This is a genomic window from Protofrankia sp. Cas3 (genome assembly GCF_963555955.1).
GTDB lineage: Bacteria > Actinomycetota > Actinomycetes > Frankiales > Frankiaceae > Protofrankia.
The window spans coordinates 1-17079 of the sequence record NZ_CAUVXP010000051.1 but is presented as its reverse complement, the minus strand read 5'-3'; the positions used below and the strand labels follow the sequence as shown (position 1 = coordinate 17079).

At 68.7% G+C, this 17079-nt stretch carries 15 protein-coding genes; 8 read left to right on the top strand and 7 right to left on the bottom strand.

What is annotated here, in order from left to right:
- The first annotated feature begins 32 nt into the window (after nt 1-32).
- The 3 genes from U9983_RS11940 to U9983_RS11930 all read left to right on the top strand — a co-directional run bounded on the left by U9983_RS11940 (nt 33) and on the right by U9983_RS11930 (nt 3193).
- The gene (locus U9983_RS11940) at nt 33-284 is read left to right on the top strand and encodes a GlsB/YeaQ/YmgE family stress response membrane protein (protein WP_322754079.1); all 252 of its coding nucleotides are present in this window, start codon (nt 33-35) and stop codon (nt 282-284) included.
- A 175-nt stretch (nt 285-459) separates the two neighbouring features.
- Nucleotides 460-1770, top strand: coding sequence for a pitrilysin family protein (locus U9983_RS11935; protein WP_322754078.1), 1311 nt, complete (start codon nt 460-462; stop codon nt 1768-1770).
- A gap of 58 nt (nt 1771-1828) precedes the next feature.
- A complete protein-coding gene (locus tag U9983_RS11930) occupies nt 1829-3193 on the top strand; it encodes a pitrilysin family protein (protein WP_322754077.1) in 1365 nt (454 codons plus the stop codon).
- 81 nt (nt 3194-3274) lie between these two features.
- On the opposite strand, the gene U9983_RS11925 is transcribed toward U9983_RS11930, so the two are convergent.
- On the bottom strand, nt 3275-4399 hold the full coding sequence (locus tag U9983_RS11925) for an ANTAR domain-containing protein (protein WP_322754076.1): 1125 nt from the start codon (nt 4397-4399) through the stop codon (nt 3275-3277).
- A gap of 113 nt (nt 4400-4512) precedes the next feature.
- The gene (locus U9983_RS11920; protein ID WP_322754075.1) at nt 4513-4752 is read right to left on the bottom strand and encodes a mycoredoxin; all 240 of its coding nucleotides are present in this window, start codon (nt 4750-4752) and stop codon (nt 4513-4515) included.
- Nucleotides 4753-4916: 164 nt separating this feature from the next.
- Between U9983_RS11920 and U9983_RS11915 the strand changes: the two genes are divergently transcribed.
- From U9983_RS11915 to U9983_RS11900, 4 genes are all read left to right on the top strand, one after another.
- The gene (locus U9983_RS11915; protein WP_322754095.1) at nt 4917-7175 is read left to right on the top strand and encodes an ATP-dependent DNA helicase UvrD2; all 2259 of its coding nucleotides are present in this window, start codon (nt 4917-4919) and stop codon (nt 7173-7175) included.
- Nucleotides 7176-7688: 513 nt separating this feature from the next.
- Nucleotides 7689-7964 (top strand): WhiB family transcriptional regulator, encoded by a 276-nt coding sequence (locus tag U9983_RS11910; protein ID WP_322754074.1) that lies wholly within the window; start codon nt 7689-7691, stop codon nt 7962-7964.
- Nucleotide 7965: 1 nt separating this feature from the next.
- A complete protein-coding gene (locus U9983_RS11905) occupies nt 7966-8169 on the top strand; it encodes a hypothetical protein (RefSeq protein WP_322754073.1) in 204 nt (67 codons plus the stop codon).
- Nucleotides 8170-8309: 140 nt separating this feature from the next.
- Nucleotides 8310-9881 (top strand): alkaline phosphatase family protein, encoded by a 1572-nt coding sequence (locus U9983_RS11900; RefSeq protein ID WP_416211370.1) that lies wholly within the window; start codon nt 8310-8312, stop codon nt 9879-9881.
- A gap of 754 nt (nt 9882-10635) precedes the next feature.
- Here the strand turns inward: U9983_RS11900 and U9983_RS11895 are convergent.
- Nucleotides 10636-11109 carry a hypothetical protein gene (locus U9983_RS11895; protein WP_322754071.1) on the bottom strand — a complete coding sequence of 158 codons (474 nt, stop codon included), beginning with the start codon at nt 11107-11109 and terminating at the stop codon, nt 10636-10638.
- A gap of 119 nt (nt 11110-11228) precedes the next feature.
- Here U9983_RS11895 and U9983_RS11890 point away from each other — a divergent pair, with 119 nt between their 5' ends.
- Nucleotides 11229-11507: an SCO4848 family membrane protein gene (locus U9983_RS11890; RefSeq protein WP_322754070.1), complete on the top strand. Its 279-nt coding sequence runs from the start codon at nt 11229-11231 to the stop codon at nt 11505-11507.
- Between the two features lie 166 nt (nt 11508-11673).
- Here the strand turns inward: U9983_RS11890 and U9983_RS11885 are convergent, their stop codons facing one another.
- The 4 genes from U9983_RS11885 to U9983_RS11870 all read right to left on the bottom strand — a co-directional run bounded on the left by U9983_RS11885 (nt 11674) and on the right by U9983_RS11870 (nt 17041).
- Nucleotides 11674-13098 (bottom strand): ATP-binding protein, encoded by a 1425-nt coding sequence (locus tag U9983_RS11885; protein WP_322754069.1) that lies wholly within the window; start codon nt 13096-13098, stop codon nt 11674-11676.
- Nucleotides 13099-13600: 502 nt separating this feature from the next.
- Nucleotides 13601-15295: an AarF/ABC1/UbiB kinase family protein gene (locus U9983_RS11880; protein WP_322754068.1), complete on the bottom strand. Its 1695-nt coding sequence runs from the start codon at nt 15293-15295 to the stop codon at nt 13601-13603.
- Between the two features lie 84 nt (nt 15296-15379).
- Nucleotides 15380-16603 carry a ThiF family adenylyltransferase gene (locus U9983_RS11875; RefSeq protein ID WP_322754067.1) on the bottom strand — a complete coding sequence of 408 codons (1224 nt, stop codon included), beginning with the start codon at nt 16601-16603 and terminating at the stop codon, nt 15380-15382.
- A gap of 285 nt (nt 16604-16888) precedes the next feature.
- Entirely contained in the window at nt 16889-17041 is a 153-nt protein-coding gene (locus tag U9983_RS11870) for a DUF5679 domain-containing protein (protein WP_322751089.1), read from the bottom strand.
- Nucleotides 17042-17079 lie beyond the last annotated feature (38 nt).

Genomic DNA, 17079 nt, shown 5'->3' with positions numbered 1-17079 from the left:
GTCCAGATGCTCTTCGTGAATAATCAGGCGTCGTGGACGCGCCAACCGGTTTGTTCAGTGCCGTGGTCACCGGCATTGTCATCGGCACCCTCGCGCGCATGATCGTGCCGGGCCGGCAGACGATCGGCTGCCTGATGACCATCCTGGTCGGGCTTGTCGGTGCCGCGATCGGCTTGATCGTTGCCAGCGGGATCGATGCCGGGTGGGTCCTCACCCTCGTTCTACAGGTCGCCGTGGCCGCGGTTCTGGTCACGGTGGTGGCGGGAAATCGCAATCTGCGATGATCAGTCCGGGCTGATCGATGGACAGGGGAGGCGGGAGGCCCGCGGCGGTCCCTGCGGTATTCCTCGTGAGCAACAGATCCCGCCGGTTGTGGCCTTGTGGCGCGGATCATCGAAGACCAGGACCATGAACGGCTCGGGCGCAGTAGCGTTGCCAACCGTGCCCCCTCGTACCGAGATGAACACGACCGCCATTTCGTTGCCGGCGCCCTCCTACCGGGTCGAGAAAACCTCGCTCGCCAATGGTCTGCGGGTCGTGCTGGCGCCGGATCACACGGCGCCGGTCGTCGCTGTGGCCGTCCACTACGACGTGGGTTTCCGGTCCGAACCCGAAGGTCGCACCGGTTTCGCGCACCTGTTCGAACATCTGATGTTCCAGGGCAGCGAGAACGTGGGGAAGGCTGAGCATCCCAAGTACGTGCAGGCCGCCGGGGGCATGTTCAACGGGTCCACGCATCCGGACCACACCGACTACTATGAGCTGCTGCCGTCCGGGGCGTTGGAACGCGCCCTGTTTCTGGAAGCCGACCGGATGCGCGCTCCGCGGATCACCCGGGAGAACCTGGACAACCAGATCGCGGTCGTCCAGGAAGAGATCCGGGTGAACGTCATGAACCGCCCCTACGGCGGCTTTCCGTGGATCACGCTCCCGCCGGTCGCGTTCGACACGTTCCCGAACGCCCACAACGGCTACGGCGACTTCCATGAGCTCGCGGCGGCGAGCCTGGACGACGCCGAGGACTTCTTCGACAAGTACTACGCGCCCGGCAACGCCGTGCTCACCGTGGTCGGCGATTTCGACGTCGAGAACGCGCTGGCGATGATCGGCCGCTACTTCGGCGAGATCCCGGTCCGTGCAGTGCCGGTCCGTCCGAGCTTTGCCGAGCCGGTGCGTGCCGACGAGCGGCGATCGGTCCTGACCGACCCGCTGGCACCGCGGCCCGCGCTCGCCGTCGGTTACCGGGTGCCCGACCCGGCGCTGGACCTGCCGACGTTCCTGGCCTACGACGTGCTGACCCATGTCCTGTCCGCCGGTGACGCGAGCCGCCTGGAGCGGCGGCTCGTGCAGAAGGACCGGTCGGTGATCGGTGTCAGCACCTACCTGGGCACTTTCGGGGACCCGTTCGACCAGCGGGATCCGCTGTTGCTCACCTTTGAGGCCCGCCATCCGGCTGAGTCGACGCCCGAGACGATCCTCGCCGCGGTGGACGAAGAGTTCGACCGCCTCACCACTGACGGCCTGGAACGCGGTGAGCTCGCCCGCGTGCAGTCCCGGATCGTCGCGGGCCTGTTGCGGGAGGCCGACGACGCGCTTGGGCGTGCGCTGGGCATGGCCACCTTCGAACTGCACCGCGGTCGTCCCGAACTGATCAATGAACTTCCCGGTCTGGTCGGTGCGGTCACCTCGGACGAGGTCCGGGCGGCCGCGGCCGCGCTGCGTGCCCAGGGCCGGGCGGTGCTGGAACTGCGCGCTGGCGCGGCGTCATGAACCGGGTTGATCTCAAGCGCGACACCGGGCCCACCCTCGAACCAGCTAGGAGGCTGCGGTGACCGCCGCAACTGTCGCGACAACGTCTGAAACCGTCCCGTCCGCCGGCGCGTCGCCCATCCCACCGGTGGCGCCGACCGTAGCGGCCGAGCTTCCCGCCGTGGCCGAGCGGATGCTGCCGGGTGGGCTGCGGGTACTGGTGGTGCGGCGGGCCAGCGTGCCACTGGTCGAGGTACGGCTGCGCATCCCCTTCACCGGCCGCGGTAGCGCGCATCAGGCCCGCGCAGAGCTGCTCGCCGAGACCCTGTTCACCGGCACCGGGCTGCGGGACCGGGTCGAGCTGGCCACGGCCGTCCAGGCGCTCGGTGGAGCGCTGTCGACCGGTGTGGACGCCGACCGGCTCGCGGTCGTGGGCTCCGCGCTCGCGACCAATCTCGTGCCTCTGCTTGATCTGATCGCCGAGGTTCTCACCGGGGCTGCCTACCCGTCGAGCGAGTTTGCCGGCGAGCGGGACCGGGTCGTCGAGGAAGTCACGATCGCCCGCAGCCAGCCCGCGGTGATCGCCAGGGAGGGCCTGCTGCACCGGCTGTACGGCAGCCACCCCTATGGCGGCGACACACCCGCGCCGGAGGTCGTCGCCGCGGTGACCGAGGCCGAGGTGCGCACCCTGCATGCCGAGCGCATCTCACCGGCGGGTGCCATCCTGACCCTCGTCGGAGATGTCGAACCGCGAGCCGCGCTCGACCAGGTCGAGGCGGCGTTCGGCGGGTGGAGCGGCACACAGGCTGATCCCACGCCGGCGCTGCCGGCGCTGGTCCGCGGTCCTGTTGTGATCATTGATCGGCCCGGGGCGGTCCAGACGAACATCCGTATCGGCGGGCCGGCCGTTGACCGCCATGACCCCGCCTACGCCGCTCAGCGGCTCGCGAGCACCGTCTTCGGCGGCTATTTCAGCTCCCGCCTGGTGTCGAACATCCGCGAGGACAAGGGCTACACCTACTCGCCACGCAGTTCGGTCGACTATCCGGTCGCGGGTTCCCGCTTCACGGTGAGCGCGGACGTGGCAACGGACGTGACCGGGCCGGCACTGCTTGAGATTTTTTATGAGCTGGGCCGGATGGCTGTGCTACCCGTGGCCGCCGATGAGCTCGATGCGGCCCGCCAGTATGCCGTCGGCACGCTGGCGCTGTCCACAGCGACCGCCGTGGGGCTCGCCTCGACGCTGTCGGCACTGGCCGGGGCCGGCATCGGTGTCGAATACCTTCGTGATCATCCTGTGGCGCTCGAGGCGGTGACGCCCGCGGACGTGCTGGCGCTCTCGGCTCGGGTGCTGGCGCCGTCGAGGCTGGTGACCGTACTGGTCGGGGATGCGGAGAAGATCTCCGCCGCGGTCGGGGGGATCATCGAGGTCGCGGCCGGTTGACCATGACCGTTTCGTGACCGGGTGACCGGGTGACCGGTTCCCGTCGACCGGTATCCACCAGGCAGGCTCTGGTCCGTTCGGTCAGCGGCGGGCCTGGTTGGCTCGCGGCGGCGCCGGTCTAGGGCTGGCGCCGCCCCTGCCGGCCAGCTCCCCGGGCAGGACCGCCCGTGGGTCGGAAACCGACTCGATCACCTGCCGGGCCAGGTCGTGCACGCGTCGTCCCATCCCGCGGGCGGTTCGCCGGAGCCGCTCGAACGCCTCCCGCGGCCGGATGTGGTGTCGTTCCGCCAGTACGCCGATCGCCTGTTCGACGATGACCCGCGAGGCCAGCGCGTGCTCGAGCTGGACGACCGACAGCCGCAGCTGTTCGACCTCGGTCAGATCATGATCGGGCCGTCGGGGCCGGCCGGGCGGGGCGAGGTCCTCGGCGAGCAGATCGGCGAGGACCATCGCGGACAGCAGGTCGCCGACCGGCCGCACATCGCCGCCGGGACCTTCGACGATCCATCCGGTCGGCGACCGGCGCAAGCGCATCTCCGGCTGCCCGCCACGTGCTGCCGCTGTGCCCGCGGGTGCCCGGTGACCTGGCGGGGTCGGCCGCCCCGGTGCGGGCCGGCTCGGCCGCGGCGGAGCGCCGGGTTCCGACGGTGCCGGTGCGGCCGACGGCGCGGGTGTGCCGTGCGCTGTTCGCGTGCCGGCCTCGGTCGCTTCGGGGTGCACGGTACCGCCTTCGGTACCGCCTTCGAAACTGTGTTCGAAAACGTGTTCGACATCGTCCATGAGGGCTCCGACGGCGTCGGCGATGCCGCGCAGCAAGATGATCGCGGATGGGGCGAGCGTGACCTGAGCCCGGTCGAGTCCGACCAGCAGACCGTGTAACCGGCCGTCGCCGCCCAGTACCGCGACGGCGACGTAGCTGCGCACGCCGAGCCGCGCCGGCTCGTCCGTGCCGGCAACTGCCGGCTCATCGCTCACCTCGGTGAGGGCCGTGGGCGCGCCGTCGAGTACCCGTGCGCCCACCGACTCACTTCGGGGCAGGGTCAGGCCGGCGTCGAGGCCGGGGAGCGCACCCGTCGTCCGTTGGTAGGTCGCGGTCGAGGCCGACAGGACCACGAACGCCGTCGCTTCCATCCGGTGGACGGCACCCGCGGCCTGCAGCGCGACATCGACCGCGCTCCACATATGTGCTGAAGGTACTGACGACACAGCCCGAACTCTGCCACAAACTTCACGGGCAGTGACGGACACCGCCCCCCGATCTGGCGCCGCGGGTGCCGGGCGAGCGTGGATGGCCGGGCTGTCGTTGCTCTGTGTATCTCTTATGCGGCAGAAGCAACCTTCTCGGTAACCTGGCGCAAGCTTGGGTTGGTCAACACGGTGCCGTCGGCGAAGACAACGGTCGGCACGGTTGCGTTGCCGTTGTTCGCGTTGCGGACGATCTGCTCGGCCTCAGGGTTCCTTTCGATGTCCACTGTGACGTGGGCAAGACCTGCCGCGTCGAGCTGCCGCTTGAGGCGGACGCAGTAGCCGCACCATGGTGTCGTATAGATCGTCAGCACGAACAGTCCTTTCTGTGGCGATGACGGAACAAATCTTCATAACCACGGCGCGGCTGGGTCGCTTCCCGTCGGTGGGGACGGCTACCGTCCCTTCTATGGTCGGTTCGAGGGTGCCTCCGGGCGTCGACGACGTGGGCGTCGACGACGTGAGTGTCGCTGATTCGATGATCGACGACCACGCCCGGCCGGTGGGGGATGACGCTCGCGCATTGGTCGAGGCACTTGATCCCGAGCAGCGGCTCGCGGTACTCGCCCCGATCGGCCCGGTCTGCGTCCTGGCCGGCGCGGGTACGGGCAAGACCCGGACGATCACCCATCGGATCGCCTTTCTGGTCGGTACGGGGGCAATCCCGGCCGGCCAGATCCTCGCTGTGACCTTTACCACGCGGGCCGCGGGTGAGCTGCGTGGCCGGCTGCGGGTACTCGGCGCAGCCGGGGTGCAGGCCCGGACCTTCCACGCGGCCGCGTTGCGGCAACTCGGCTACTTCTGGCCGAAGGTCGCGGGGGTTGCGCTGCCCCGGCTCGTGGAAAGCAAGATCGCCCTGGTCGCGCGGGCCGCCAGCCGGTTGCGTCTCGCACCGAGCCGGACAGAGCTTCGGGACCTCACCGGCGAGATCGAGTGGGCTAAGGCCACGTTGCTCACCCCGGCGGACTACCCGGCCGCCGCGGCTGCCGCAGCGCGCGAGACGACGCATCCCGCGGATGTGATCGCCGGTCTCTACGACGCGTACGAGGCGGTGAAGCGGGACGCGGGCGTGCTCGACTTCGACGATCTGCTCCTGCTGACCGCCGCGGTCATCGAGGAGCATCGTTGGGTGGCCGACGAGCTGCGGTCCCGCTACCGGCACTTCGTCGTGGACGAGTACCAGGACGTCAACCCGCTGCAGCAGCGGCTGCTTGATGCCTGGCTCGGCGAGCGGGACAGCCTCTGCGTGGTCGGGGACGCGAATCAGACGATCTACTCGTTCACCGGAGCGTCCCCGCGCCACCTGGTGGAGTTTCCGCGCCGATTCCCGGACGCGCAGGTGGTCCGCCTCGTGCGTGACTACCGGTCCACCCCGCAGGTCGTCGCGCTGGCCAATGCGCTGATCGCGCGGGCTGGTGCAGCTGGTGCCGGTACAGCTGGTGCAGCCGGTGGCGGCGCAGCCGCGAGGCCGGCCCGACCAGCGCCGCTGAAACTCCTCGCCCAGCGCCCGGACGGCCCGGCGCCGGTCTTCACCGAGCACGACAGCGAACCCGAGGAGGCCGCCGCGGTGGCCGATCGCATCCGCGCGCTGCTGGCCGCGGGCGTACCGGCCAGCGAGATGGCTGTGCTGTACCGGGTCAACGCTCAGTCCGAGGCGTACGAGACCGCGATCACCGCCGCCGGCATCCCCTATCTGGTCCGTGGCGGTGAGCGCTTCTTCGACCGACCTGAGGTCACCGAGGCTGTGCGATTGTTGCGGGCGGCGCTGCGCTCGGCGCAGGACGACCGACCCGACGGCCTGGCCGCCCAGGTCAGTGACATCTTCGCCGCGCTGGGATGGCGCTCGGACGATCCGCCGCATGGCGCGGGTGCCGAGCGGGAGCGATGGGAGAACCTGGCCGCGCTCACCCGCCTCGCCGACGACATGGTCGGAGGCGATCCCGAGGCCACCCTCGACCGGTTCGTGGCGGACCTTGCCGACCGGGCCGCGCACCAGCACATCCCCACGGTCGAGGGGGTGACGCTCGCCTCCCTGCATGCGGCAAAGGGTCTTGAGTGGGACGCGGTCTTCCTCGTCGGCCTCGTCGAGGGGACGTTGCCGATCATCCATGCGCAGACCCCTGCGCAGATCGAGGAGGAGCGTCGCCTGCTCTACGTCGGCGTCACCCGGGCCCGCGAGTATCTGACGCTGTCGTGGGCGCTGGCCCGCAACGAAGGCGGTCGTAGGTCTCGGCGGCCCTCACATTTCCTTGACGGGCTCATGCCGCGCTCGCCGGCGTCGGCGGGTGGGCCGACGCGGTCGGGCACGGGTGCCGCCGCGTCGGGAGAGTCCGGCGCCGGTGGGCAGCGGTCGCGCAACCGCTCGGCGGTGCGTTGCCGGGTGTGCGGACGCCCGTTGGCGGGTCCGGCGGCCAGGATGGGCCGATGTGAGACCTGCCCCGCCGATGTCGACCAGGCGCTGTTCGACCGGCTGCGCGCCTGGCGGTCGGCCCGGGCCAAGGAGCAGGGAGCGCCGGCATTCGTGGTGCTCACCGACGCGACCCTGATGGCGATCGCAGAGCACCGGCCCACCGGCGTCGCGGAGCTTGTCAGCATTCCCGGCATCGGCCAGGCCAAGCTCGATCGTTACGGCGAGGACGTGCTGGCTCTCGTCGAGGGGCGGGCGCTCCCGGAGCCCGTCCCGGCGCCGGCGCCGGCGTCCTCGTCGTCCTCGTCGTCCTCGTCGTCCTCGTCGTAGTCCGGTTGAGCAGCCGGACAGTTGCACTGGGTATCTGCGTGATAACCTAGAAAATAGGTTGCCGAGGCTGAGGACGCCTTCTACCGTGCTCAGTGGGCACCGGGAATACCTGCCCGTCGCTGACATGAACGTGCCGATACGAACGTATGGAGGTGGTCCCTGTGGGTGGTACTGGGATTGCCGACGCGTTCGTCTGCTCACCCGATCGGTTTGGGCTACCTGACACCACGCGCCGAGCATCGGCTGCGCAAACCCGTATCCAGACATGGGCGATGCACACGCTCTGTGTCCCGGGTCCGCCCCGAGGTCTGCTGCTGGCCTGACGAGCCACAGAGCGCCGACCTTGAGGCCGCGGATCCCGGACGGGACCGCGGCCTTTGTCGTCTCTGCGCCCGTCCGGTCCAGGTTTGACGATCTTCACCTGACCGATCTGCACTTGAATGATCTTTTCTCGACCGGACCTGACCGAATATTCCGTGACCGATTCCTGACTGAAGGTCGGAGGTGACCCCGGTGTTCGACCCCTTGACCATCGCCCGGATCGAGCGGGACCGGCTGGCGCTGCCCTGCTGGGACGTTGACCCGGATCTGTTCTTCGCCGAGTCCCCCGAGGACGTCGAAGCGGCGAAGGCGGTCTGCCGTGACTGCCCCCTGCGCCACGCCTGCCTGGTGGCCGCCCTTGACCGCTGCGAGCCCTGGGGTGTCTGGGGCGGTGAGCTCGTCGTCACGGGCGCGGTCGTCCCCCGCAAGCGGCCCCGCGGTCGACCCCGCAAGACCATCGCAGCCTGACGTGAGCCACACGCCCCGCCGGTTGATCGCTCGAATCGTGCCCGTCGAGGACCGGACTCCGACCCCGATCATGATGCAGCTGGTCGAGTCCGGTCGGGCCCGGTTGGCGGTACGACCCGGATATCGGCCGGGAATGCGTCCGAGCGACGGCACCGATCAGCTCGGTAAGGCGCTCGAGGCGTTACGCGATGAGGAAACGTGGTGAAACCCAGCGGATTGTTCGTATGGCGATCTGAAGATGTTGATCCGTACGTCGACCGGTGGTCCATGGGGTGCCGGTAGGGTCCGATCGTGCCCAGCAGCCAGCGCACGTTTCCGGTCCAGGTCGGTGCCCGTGACGCAGTCCTGATCGCGGACAACCAGGTTCACACCGGGCCTGAGGGTGACATCCTGTCGGCCGCGGTCACCGTCCTGACGAATCCGGACCTGGCCGCTGTCGTGGACCTCGTGGCATGGGTCCGCGATGGTTGGCTCAATGTCGCCAACGTCGACGGCGCCTCCAGAGTGGCACTCGCCGACCCGGCCGGCCGCTGGCAGGTGCTGCACGGGCATGATCCCGTGGCCGTGCAGGATCCGATGCACGGCGTTCCGCTGGACGTGGCGCTGGATGATCCGTCACCGCCGAACGACCGCAACTCCTACCCGCTCGCCGGGGTACGGCTCGCCTCGGTCTTTGCCGATCCGCACCGGTCACCGGACATCGTGGTCGTCCACAGTGCGGCGCATCACTGGCCGGAGCGCGGCGGGCACCTGGGTGAGCACGGGTCGCTGGACGCGGGTCAGTCCCGGGCGCCGCTGGTGCTGTCCGGGGCCGGGATCGGTGAGCGGGGCATGCTCGACCGCTCGGCCCGCATCGTCGACGTCGCGCCGACCCTGGCACTGCTGGCTGGGGCCTTGATGGCGGGTCCGCAGGGAGGCCCCGATGTCGCCGCTGCCGCTGCCGCTGCCGCTGCCGCTGCCGCTGACCTTGACGGCCGACCGCTCGCGGACCTGTGTGCGCCGGGCGCCCGCCACGTCGTCGGCCTGCTCTGGGACGGCGCGAACTGTAACGACCTGCTGAACATGGCCGTCACCGGTGAGCTGCCGGCGGTTGCCCGGCTGCTGGCGCGGGGCTGCGCCCTGACCGGCGGTGCCATCGCGGAGTTCCCGAGCGTCACCCTGACCAACCACACCTCGGCGCTGACCGGGGTCGGCCCGGGGCGGCACGGCATCCTGAACAACGTCTACTTCGACCGGGAGACCGGGCGTCGGGTCATCGCCAACGACTCGTCCACCTGGCATGTGGCATGTGATCAGCTCCGGGACGGCGTTCGGACGGTTTTTGAGGTGATCGCGGCGGCGCGGCCCGGTGTGTCGACGGCGTGCGTCAACGAACCGGTCGACCGGGGCGCGACGTATTCGACCTTTGCGCTGGTCCGTTCGATGAGCGGCGGCGACGGCGCCAGCGGCCTGGGTGAGCATCTGCCCTCGGCGCAGGACGACCCGCACGCGACCGCTCAATGGGTTGCGGCCGATTCGGACTACGCCTGGTCGACCCAGGTGGACGCGCTCGGCCTCACGCAGGTCGCCCAGTTGTGGGATGGGGACGCGCAGCCGCCCGCGTTCATGTGGTGGAACACGACGGTGACCGACACCGCACACCACGGCGGCGGGCCGTACTCACCGCAGGCCCGCGCATCGATGGTCGACGCGGACCGGCGCCTGGGGGTTTTCCTCGACCTGCTCGAGGAGCGCGGACTCACCGACGACACCGCCATCGTGCTGACCGCCGACCACGGCAGCGAAGGCGCGGACCCCGCGTGCACCGGCGACTGGGACGATGCCCTGCGGGCCGCCGGAATCCCCTTTCGCGACGAGGCCTACGGCTTCATCTACCTCGGCACCCACGCCGACACCGACGCTACGGGGCCCGTGTAGAAGACGGCCGACCGATCATAAGCAGACCGCGTGCTGGCTCGTCTTCGACGACGAGGTCTGCCAGTGCCACATCCACGTTCCGGCGTTGCGCATCATCGCCGGAACGGGTGGAGGATTCGGTGCACTACGGTAGTGATTGGGTTCCAGCGACCCTGGAGGTCAGCGGGTGCGAGAAGATCTATGATCGTGCGCCATTTGGCCTACTGGCTGAACTGTCGGGACTGGAAGCTGGTAGCAATGAAGATCGTTATTCTGGATGATATTGATCTTACTGCGGACCAACACCGCCAGCTTGCGGAGCTGGGCGCGGTGGTAAAGCACGGCGGGTTCAAACGGTCGTAGCAATGCGCGCCTGGCCACCCCGGCCACGGACACGCCGAGCAATGGCGGGTCGAGTGGAGCACGCAGAACCGCTATTCGGTTGCTTTTGGATGGCCTGCACCAGCACGAGTGATCCAGATGCGTTGTTTCTCGTCGTCGATGCAGTACCAGACACGTCCGCCGCCGCTAGCTTCGTACTGCCATTGCGGGAGCTCGCGCCCACCGATCGACTTTTTGCCGAGGGCACCTTGTAGCGGGTGCTGGCGTTGTGTTCTATGTCGCGGATCAGTCTGTAACGCATCGAAGGCGGTTCGGGCGGCAGCCGAATGGGTTCGGCAGAGTTCGTCCCAGCCCTTGCCTGCGTCATTGCTGGCTGCGAAAATGTCCCACTTATCCGGGTCAGGGGGACGAGGGATCCGCTCGCCACGTCCAGTCATGAAGGTCGATGGAGGACGCGGCCGTCGCCGGGCAGCGGCCGGCTGAGGTCTGCGGTGAGGGCGGGATCCGCGTGGATCGCGGCGGTCTGCTTCCACTCATGCGCGAGCTGGGTGAAGGGCGCCAGGACGCCGGCTTCGGCGCTTGCCTGCAGCCGGCGCAGGAGCGTGCTGATGCACTCCGCCTGCTCGTCGACGGGAAGCAGTTCAATCCACGGGAAGACCTCAGTGATCACGGCCTCGAGGACAGGGCGGGTCGTATCGTCGTGGAGGGTCTGTCTGAGGATGCGGGCGGTCAGCGCAAGCGCCTCCTCGACGTCGGCGGCACGGTCTGCCAGTTCGACCCGCAGGTTCGGGCCGTCGCGCCGGGCCAGTTCGACGACGGTGCCTTCATCGAGGTAGGCGAGGACGCGCTTGGGCTGCCGGAGAAGATCACTGTAGGGGAAGGAGACGCGCGCTGCTGACGCTGCCATGCACGTCATGATATCTGAAGTAGCTCTGAACTTGTCACGAGCTCGTGCCGCCGTGGTGATCCGTCCGGCTGGCCGGTCCGGGTGGAGCCGGCGCCACAGCGCGGTGCGAAGCTGGGTGGGTGACGCTGTCGAAGAAGGCTGCCTGGTTCCTGGTCGCGGTGGGTGTCTGGTCGTGGGTGATCTGGCCGACGTTCCTGAAGAACATCTGGGCCGACGCCCGGTCCTGGAGCGATGGTCCGACCGGGTTCTTCCTGGTGCATCTGGTGCTCACCACCGTCTCGCTCACGATCGGCACCGCCGTCGGCTGGCTCGGGATCCGGGGGGTGCGTGCCGGCCGGCGTGGCCCCACCGATCACGCAGCGCCGCCCGACCGCGACCTGATCGACTCCAGTCGCTGAGGGCCAACCCGTACTGTACCGATCATGCCGGTATCTATGACAAAGAACGATGTGAATCTGATGCTCCTGCCACAACACCAGATTCACATCGTTCCCAAAGAGCGGCCGGCAACAGGGATGTGGATCAAGGAGCGGGGCTGGGGCGTGTCCTGAATTGGCGCGTGCTTCAGGGGCGCCAGGCGGTGAGCAGGTCGTTCGGGCCGAGGGCGAGGATGCCGGCCGTCGACGTGTTGGTACGGGTCACCGCGAGCAGGGGGGTCGAGTCGTCGGCGCCGGGAAGCTGCGACCGGTGGTGGGCGAGCCGGGCGAGGTCGTGCACGTCAAAGGCATGGTTGTTCTGCCATTTGATCGATCCGACCATGGTGATCTTTTTGGCGATCGGTTCCCGGTCCGCGCCGACGATGTCGATTTCCGGGTCGTTGGTACGGGTCCAGTAGCCGCCGATGACGTTCGTCTCGTCCGGTAGGACCCCCGCGGGAAGCCGGTGCAGCGCATCCCTGATCACCGGCTCGATCGCCCGTCCTCGCCAGGTGGCCCAGGAGGATTCGATCCTGGTGAGAACCAGGTCGCCGCGGCCCCGCTCGATTTCATGGAGGTACGGGCCGAGGAATGTCAGCCAGAATCGAAGATAGGGGTCGGCGATCAGATACCGGGTTTCGCGGGAGGGTCGGGTTGACAGCGGAACCATGGCGGTCACCAGACGTTTCGCAGTCAACAGCTGCAACGCGCGGCTCAGGGAGCCCTGCGCGATCCCGCCGGCGGCCCGTCCGATAAGCGAGAAGGCCCGTTCCCCGGACCCGATGGCACCAAGGACCCCGCGGGCCTGCGCCTCGACGGGAAACTCGGCGGCCAGCGCACGTTCGGCGCTGACCAGCAGAGCGGAGGTGGGATCGTCGACCGCCTCCCGCAGATAGTCGTGAACTGAGGCGCCGCCGGGCCACTCGTCCAGGATCAGCGGCAGCCCACCGGTCACCAGGTAGGCGTCGAAGGCATCGGCAGAACTCAGATCCACCATCGTGGACACGTCGGCCGGGTTCAGCGGCGGGATCACCATCTCGCCGGCGCGTTGGTGAAACGGCCGGCCGTAGGAATTGAGCGCCTCCATCATCGCCAGGTCCGAGCCGATGCACAGCAGAAGGACCGGTCGCCGGGACAGCTCGCGATCGAACAGCTTCTGCAGGGTCCCCTCGAAACCGGGGTCGTTGGCGATGAGGTACGGCATCTCGTCCAGGATCACCACGCTGGGTTGGTCCGCGGGCAGCGCACCGGCCAGCAGCCGCAGCGCCGCATCCCAGGATCCGGGTTTCTGCTCATGGAACAGGCCGGCGTCTGGAAGATCCGAGCTTGCGGCCGCCTCGGTGAACAGGCGGAGATCTATCGCCATGCCCGGCTGTGCCGACGCGGTGAAGAACAGGTATGGCACGCCCGCGCGGTCGACGAACTCCTCGGCCAATCGTGACTTGCCGACGCGGCGGCGTCCGCGCATCAGGACAGCCCGACCAGGACGACCCGCCCGGCCGCCGGTCCTGACCCGCTGCAACAGTCGGTCAAGCGTCGCCAGCTCGCGTTCCCGTCCGATGAACTCGGCCATGCCAACCTGCCTCGATCATACTCTCATCCAGGATACTCTCATCGATGAGAGTATCCTGGATGGGTAGGATCATGGCGGGCTCGTGTCGTCGTTCGATGGTCGCACATGGTCATGTGACCAGCGCCCCGGCGATCTCTACCAGTGCGAGTCGTAGTGGTGGCCGCAGCCGCCGCGGTCGCAGGTGTAGGTGCTTCCGGTGAAACCCGGGCATGGACAGGCCGTGCAGTTACCGTAGCCGGCAAGCGGTGACGAGTCGCTCACCGCAGGGTGGGCGGCAGCGATTTCCCCCAGGGTGATGGGAAAGACGCGAGGATGTCGTGCTGCCAACAGATCGGTTGCGTGCATCGCGTTACCCCCAGTATGCGGCCATCTGCTTCTACACAACGTTCACCCAGATTTACGGATCGTAAACATTGGGTAGAGGATAGAGAACATTAACTCCGGGAAATGTTTGAGGGCAAGCAAAGACAGGCAGGTTGACGCGGCGTAATCCGGTGCATGCTCAGGCGCTTTCGACCGCCGTTCCGGGGGGAGCGCACGCACCAGAACTGCCATCACTGGGCGTGACTGTACCGGGCGTGACTGTACCGGGCGTGGCCGTACCGGGTGTAACAGGACCGGGTGTCGTGACGTCGGGGGCATCCTGTTTGTCGGTGGCGTCACGCGGCCGAGGCGGCACCGGCGGCTGCGGCTGCCTGTCCTTTCTCGTCCGCTTCGGCTGGCTGGGTTGTTCCGGCACGAGCGGCGTCGCCAGCGGCGTCGCCAGCGGCAGCTGTAGTGGCAGCGGCAGCGGCCGGAGACCAGATTGATCCATTTCGACGGCGAGTGCCGGTAGCCCGCGTCCGGGCCGGTTCGCCCAGGCGGCGTGTTCGGCCGCCGCCGACCCCGGCGAGGCGAAGCCGGGTTGCCAGCGCTGCATCTCGGCGCGAAACGCCCCCGCGCTGTCGAGCTGGCACAGGATGCCGACCGCTCCCAGGGTCACCCGGTGGATCAGCAGGTAGGACGGGGGCAAGTTGAGCTGACGACCGAGCTGGGCCGCGGGGGAGCGGGGGTCGCCCAGGCGGACGGCCTCCGCTCGCAGCCAGTCACGGGAGAAGCGGAACTCCTCCGTGGCGACAGGACCGAGGAGCGGCGCGAGGTACCCGAGGAGGTCCGCTGCGTTGATCTTGGCCGCCGACAGGATGAAACCCTCGGCCCGCAGACCTGCCATGACGGCGTCGGCATCGCCGTGCAGGGCCAGCCGGCAGAGCCGGCCGACGGGTTCGGGCAGCCCGTCGGGAAGCCGACTGACCGCGCCGAAGTCGAGGATGCCGAGCCGGCCATCCGCCAGCAGCCGGAAGTTGCCCGGATGCGGGTCCGCGTGCAGGAGCCCGACCCGTCCGGGGCAGGAGTACAGGAACCGTACGAGCAGCAGCCCGGCCCGGTCGCGTTCGGCGGGCGTGCCCTCATTTATGATCTTTGACAGGGGTCTGCCGTCGATCCACTCGGATACCAGGACGTGGTTGGTGCCCGCGATGGCCCTGGGCACGCAGATGTCGGGGTCGCCGTCGAACGCTTCGGCGAAGGCTGTCTGCCACGCCGCCTCCAGGCGGTAGTCCAGTTCCTCGACGATGCGTGCCTTCAGCTCGGCGACCAGCGGTTTGATGTCCAGCCCGGGGGTCAGCGCACCGAACAACCGGGCCGCGCGTGCGAGCTGGGTGAGGTCTGCGAGCAACGCCGGCCCCGCTCCGGGATACTGGATCTTGACGGCGACGTCGCGTCCATCCGCCCACACCGCCCGGTGAACCTGGCCGATGCTCGCCGCGGCCGCCGGCGTGTCGTCGAAGTCGCGAAACCTCGCCCGCCAGTCCGGGCCCAGATCGTCCGCCAGCACGCGGTGGACCGACGCCGCCGGTAGGGGCGGCGCCGCCTCCTGCAGCTTCGTCAGGGCCATCCGGTACGGCCGGGCCACATCCTCGGGGAGCGCCGCTTCGAAGACCGACAGGGCCTGTCCGAGCTTCATCGCGCCGCCCTTGAGCTCACCGAGAACACGGAAGATCTGCTCGGCTGTGCGCTGCTGGAGCTCCGAGGCGACGATCTCGGCGGGACGTCCACCGAGTCGCCTACCCATACCGACTGTGGCCCGTCCGGCGATGCCCAGCGGAAGACTCGCCAGCTTGGCGGTTCTGACGATCGCACGTTTTGGGATTTCGGACACAACCCCATCGTGCCTGTTCTGCCGCCAGGAGGCAGGCGGGACTGTGATCCAGGTCATCATTCCTACTCTTTGTAATGGACATGTTCAACCGGGTGGGGGTGGCGACGTCGGTCGGTCCACCCGATCAGGGGTCGTGTACCGGGTTGTGGGTTGGTTGATTACCTCGTCGACATTCGTGGCTGTAAGTAATCGAGCGCTTCGACAGGGGCACGAAGGATGCACCGACCATGACCGGCGTCGAACCCGGAGCTCGGACGCGGCCATTTCCAGGGTTCCGTCGATGGTTGGCAGATCGCCGGCGGTCAGCCGGTGCGGCTGCCCCCACTCCTGGCTGGAGCCCTCGTCGTGAGGTCCGTCGCGCCGCCGGTCGCAACCACCGGACTCCACCAGGGAGAGGGCCTGCATCGCTGTCAGACCCGCAGCGACAGTGGCGAGCATCACATCGCACGCGTCGACGCCGCTGTCCGGACGGCGCGACATCTGCAGGGCCAGCAGCGGCCACGCGGGCTCGGCCGCGCCGCGGTGCAGATGCTGGCAGTGCAGGCACGAGGTCATGCCGGGCAGGACCAGCGGCCCGATCACTGCGGTGGTCTCGCGAATGCCGGCGAGCAGGTGCGGGATGCCGGTGCGTTCCAACTCAAGGGATTCGTGCGGGTGGACGACGGGAATTCCGGCCGGAGTGATCACAACGAGATCGGGACGGAACGGTGCGCCGGCCCGGTGCCGGGTTTCGCGGGATGCCAGGGGCCGCGCGACCCGGGCGATCGCCGAGGCTGTCGCCGTCGAGCGCGGGCGGCCGACGTCATCGAGACGAACACCGCCCGGCGCGACATCGGCGGGCCTGGTCACCCCGGTGTCGTCGACGACCACATGGCCGATCCCGGCCGCGGCCAACAAGGTCGCCACCTGCGCGCCGACCCGGCCCGCACCGCGGACCTGGATCCGCGCGTGGCGTCGGGCCCGCAGCATCCGATGGACATGGGTCGGGTCGGTTGAGCCCAAGGAGATCGACGCAAGGTCCGGCACCAGCCGTTCGTGGTCCAACATCGACAGTGGCGAGCGGTCGGCGGGAGCCGCATCCTCGATCATGCCGGTGTCCTCCAACAGGACCACGAGTTCGCGTCGGGCCGCGTCGAGGGAGCTCAGCACCTGCTCACGCGATCGGGTGCCGTCGAGCATGTCGAGCACGGAGGCGTCCCGAGCGGTGAGCCCGCCGAGGACGATCGCCCGCACCGGGTCGACGCCTATTTGCAGGGTGGACCCGTCACGCCAGAGCCGGCGTAGGCCGGGCTTGAGGATGGGGCGCACCGCGTCCTCCTCGGCAGAAGGCGACTAGCTCGTGCCCTGACAGTCTCATGCCGGTCGCCGTTGTATACCGATATCGACCCATCTGTGGATAACGGTCGTATTTAGTCGAAATTCCGGACGGCGCCTGTGGACGACCGTCGGTCCAAGGGCCGAGCCGGCCGGCAGCCCGGGTCACCAGGTCCCCAGGCCGCCGGCTGGAGAAGTCAGGCCCGCCCGGACTCCGGGTTCCGGGGTCCGGGCGGGAGCCCTGCGACATGTGTCCTGTGTGCGTCAGAGCTATGTGCTTCAGGCCTTGCCGAGGATCCTGTTGATCGTGGTGCCGCAGACCGGGCAGGTGCCCCGCGCCATCCGGCGCCCGGACTCACTGACCCGCACTTCGCCCTGGTAGTGCCGCTTGTCCTTGCACTTGACGCAGTAGCCCTCGAACGTCTCTGCCACCCGTTCTCCCCTCGCGCCGTCGGTCGTCGGTGACGAAC

What these genes read in the sequence shown, in the direction of transcription:
- U9983_RS11895 (WP_322754071.1), bottom strand. Translation starts at nt 11,109, where the DNA reads ATGGCAGCGTCAGCAGCGCGCGTCTCCTTCCCCTACAGTGATCTTCTC.
- U9983_RS11885 (WP_322754069.1), bottom strand. Translation starts at nt 13,098, where the DNA reads ATGGCCGAGTTCATCGGACGGGAACGCGAGCTGGCGACGCTTGACCGA.
- U9983_RS11935 (WP_322754078.1), top strand. Translation starts at nt 460, where the DNA reads ATGAACACGACCGCCATTTCGTTGCCGGCGCCCTCCTACCGGGTCGAG.
- U9983_RS11915 (WP_322754095.1), top strand. Translation starts at nt 4,917, where the DNA reads ATGATCGACGACCACGCCCGGCCGGTGGGGGATGACGCTCGCGCATTG.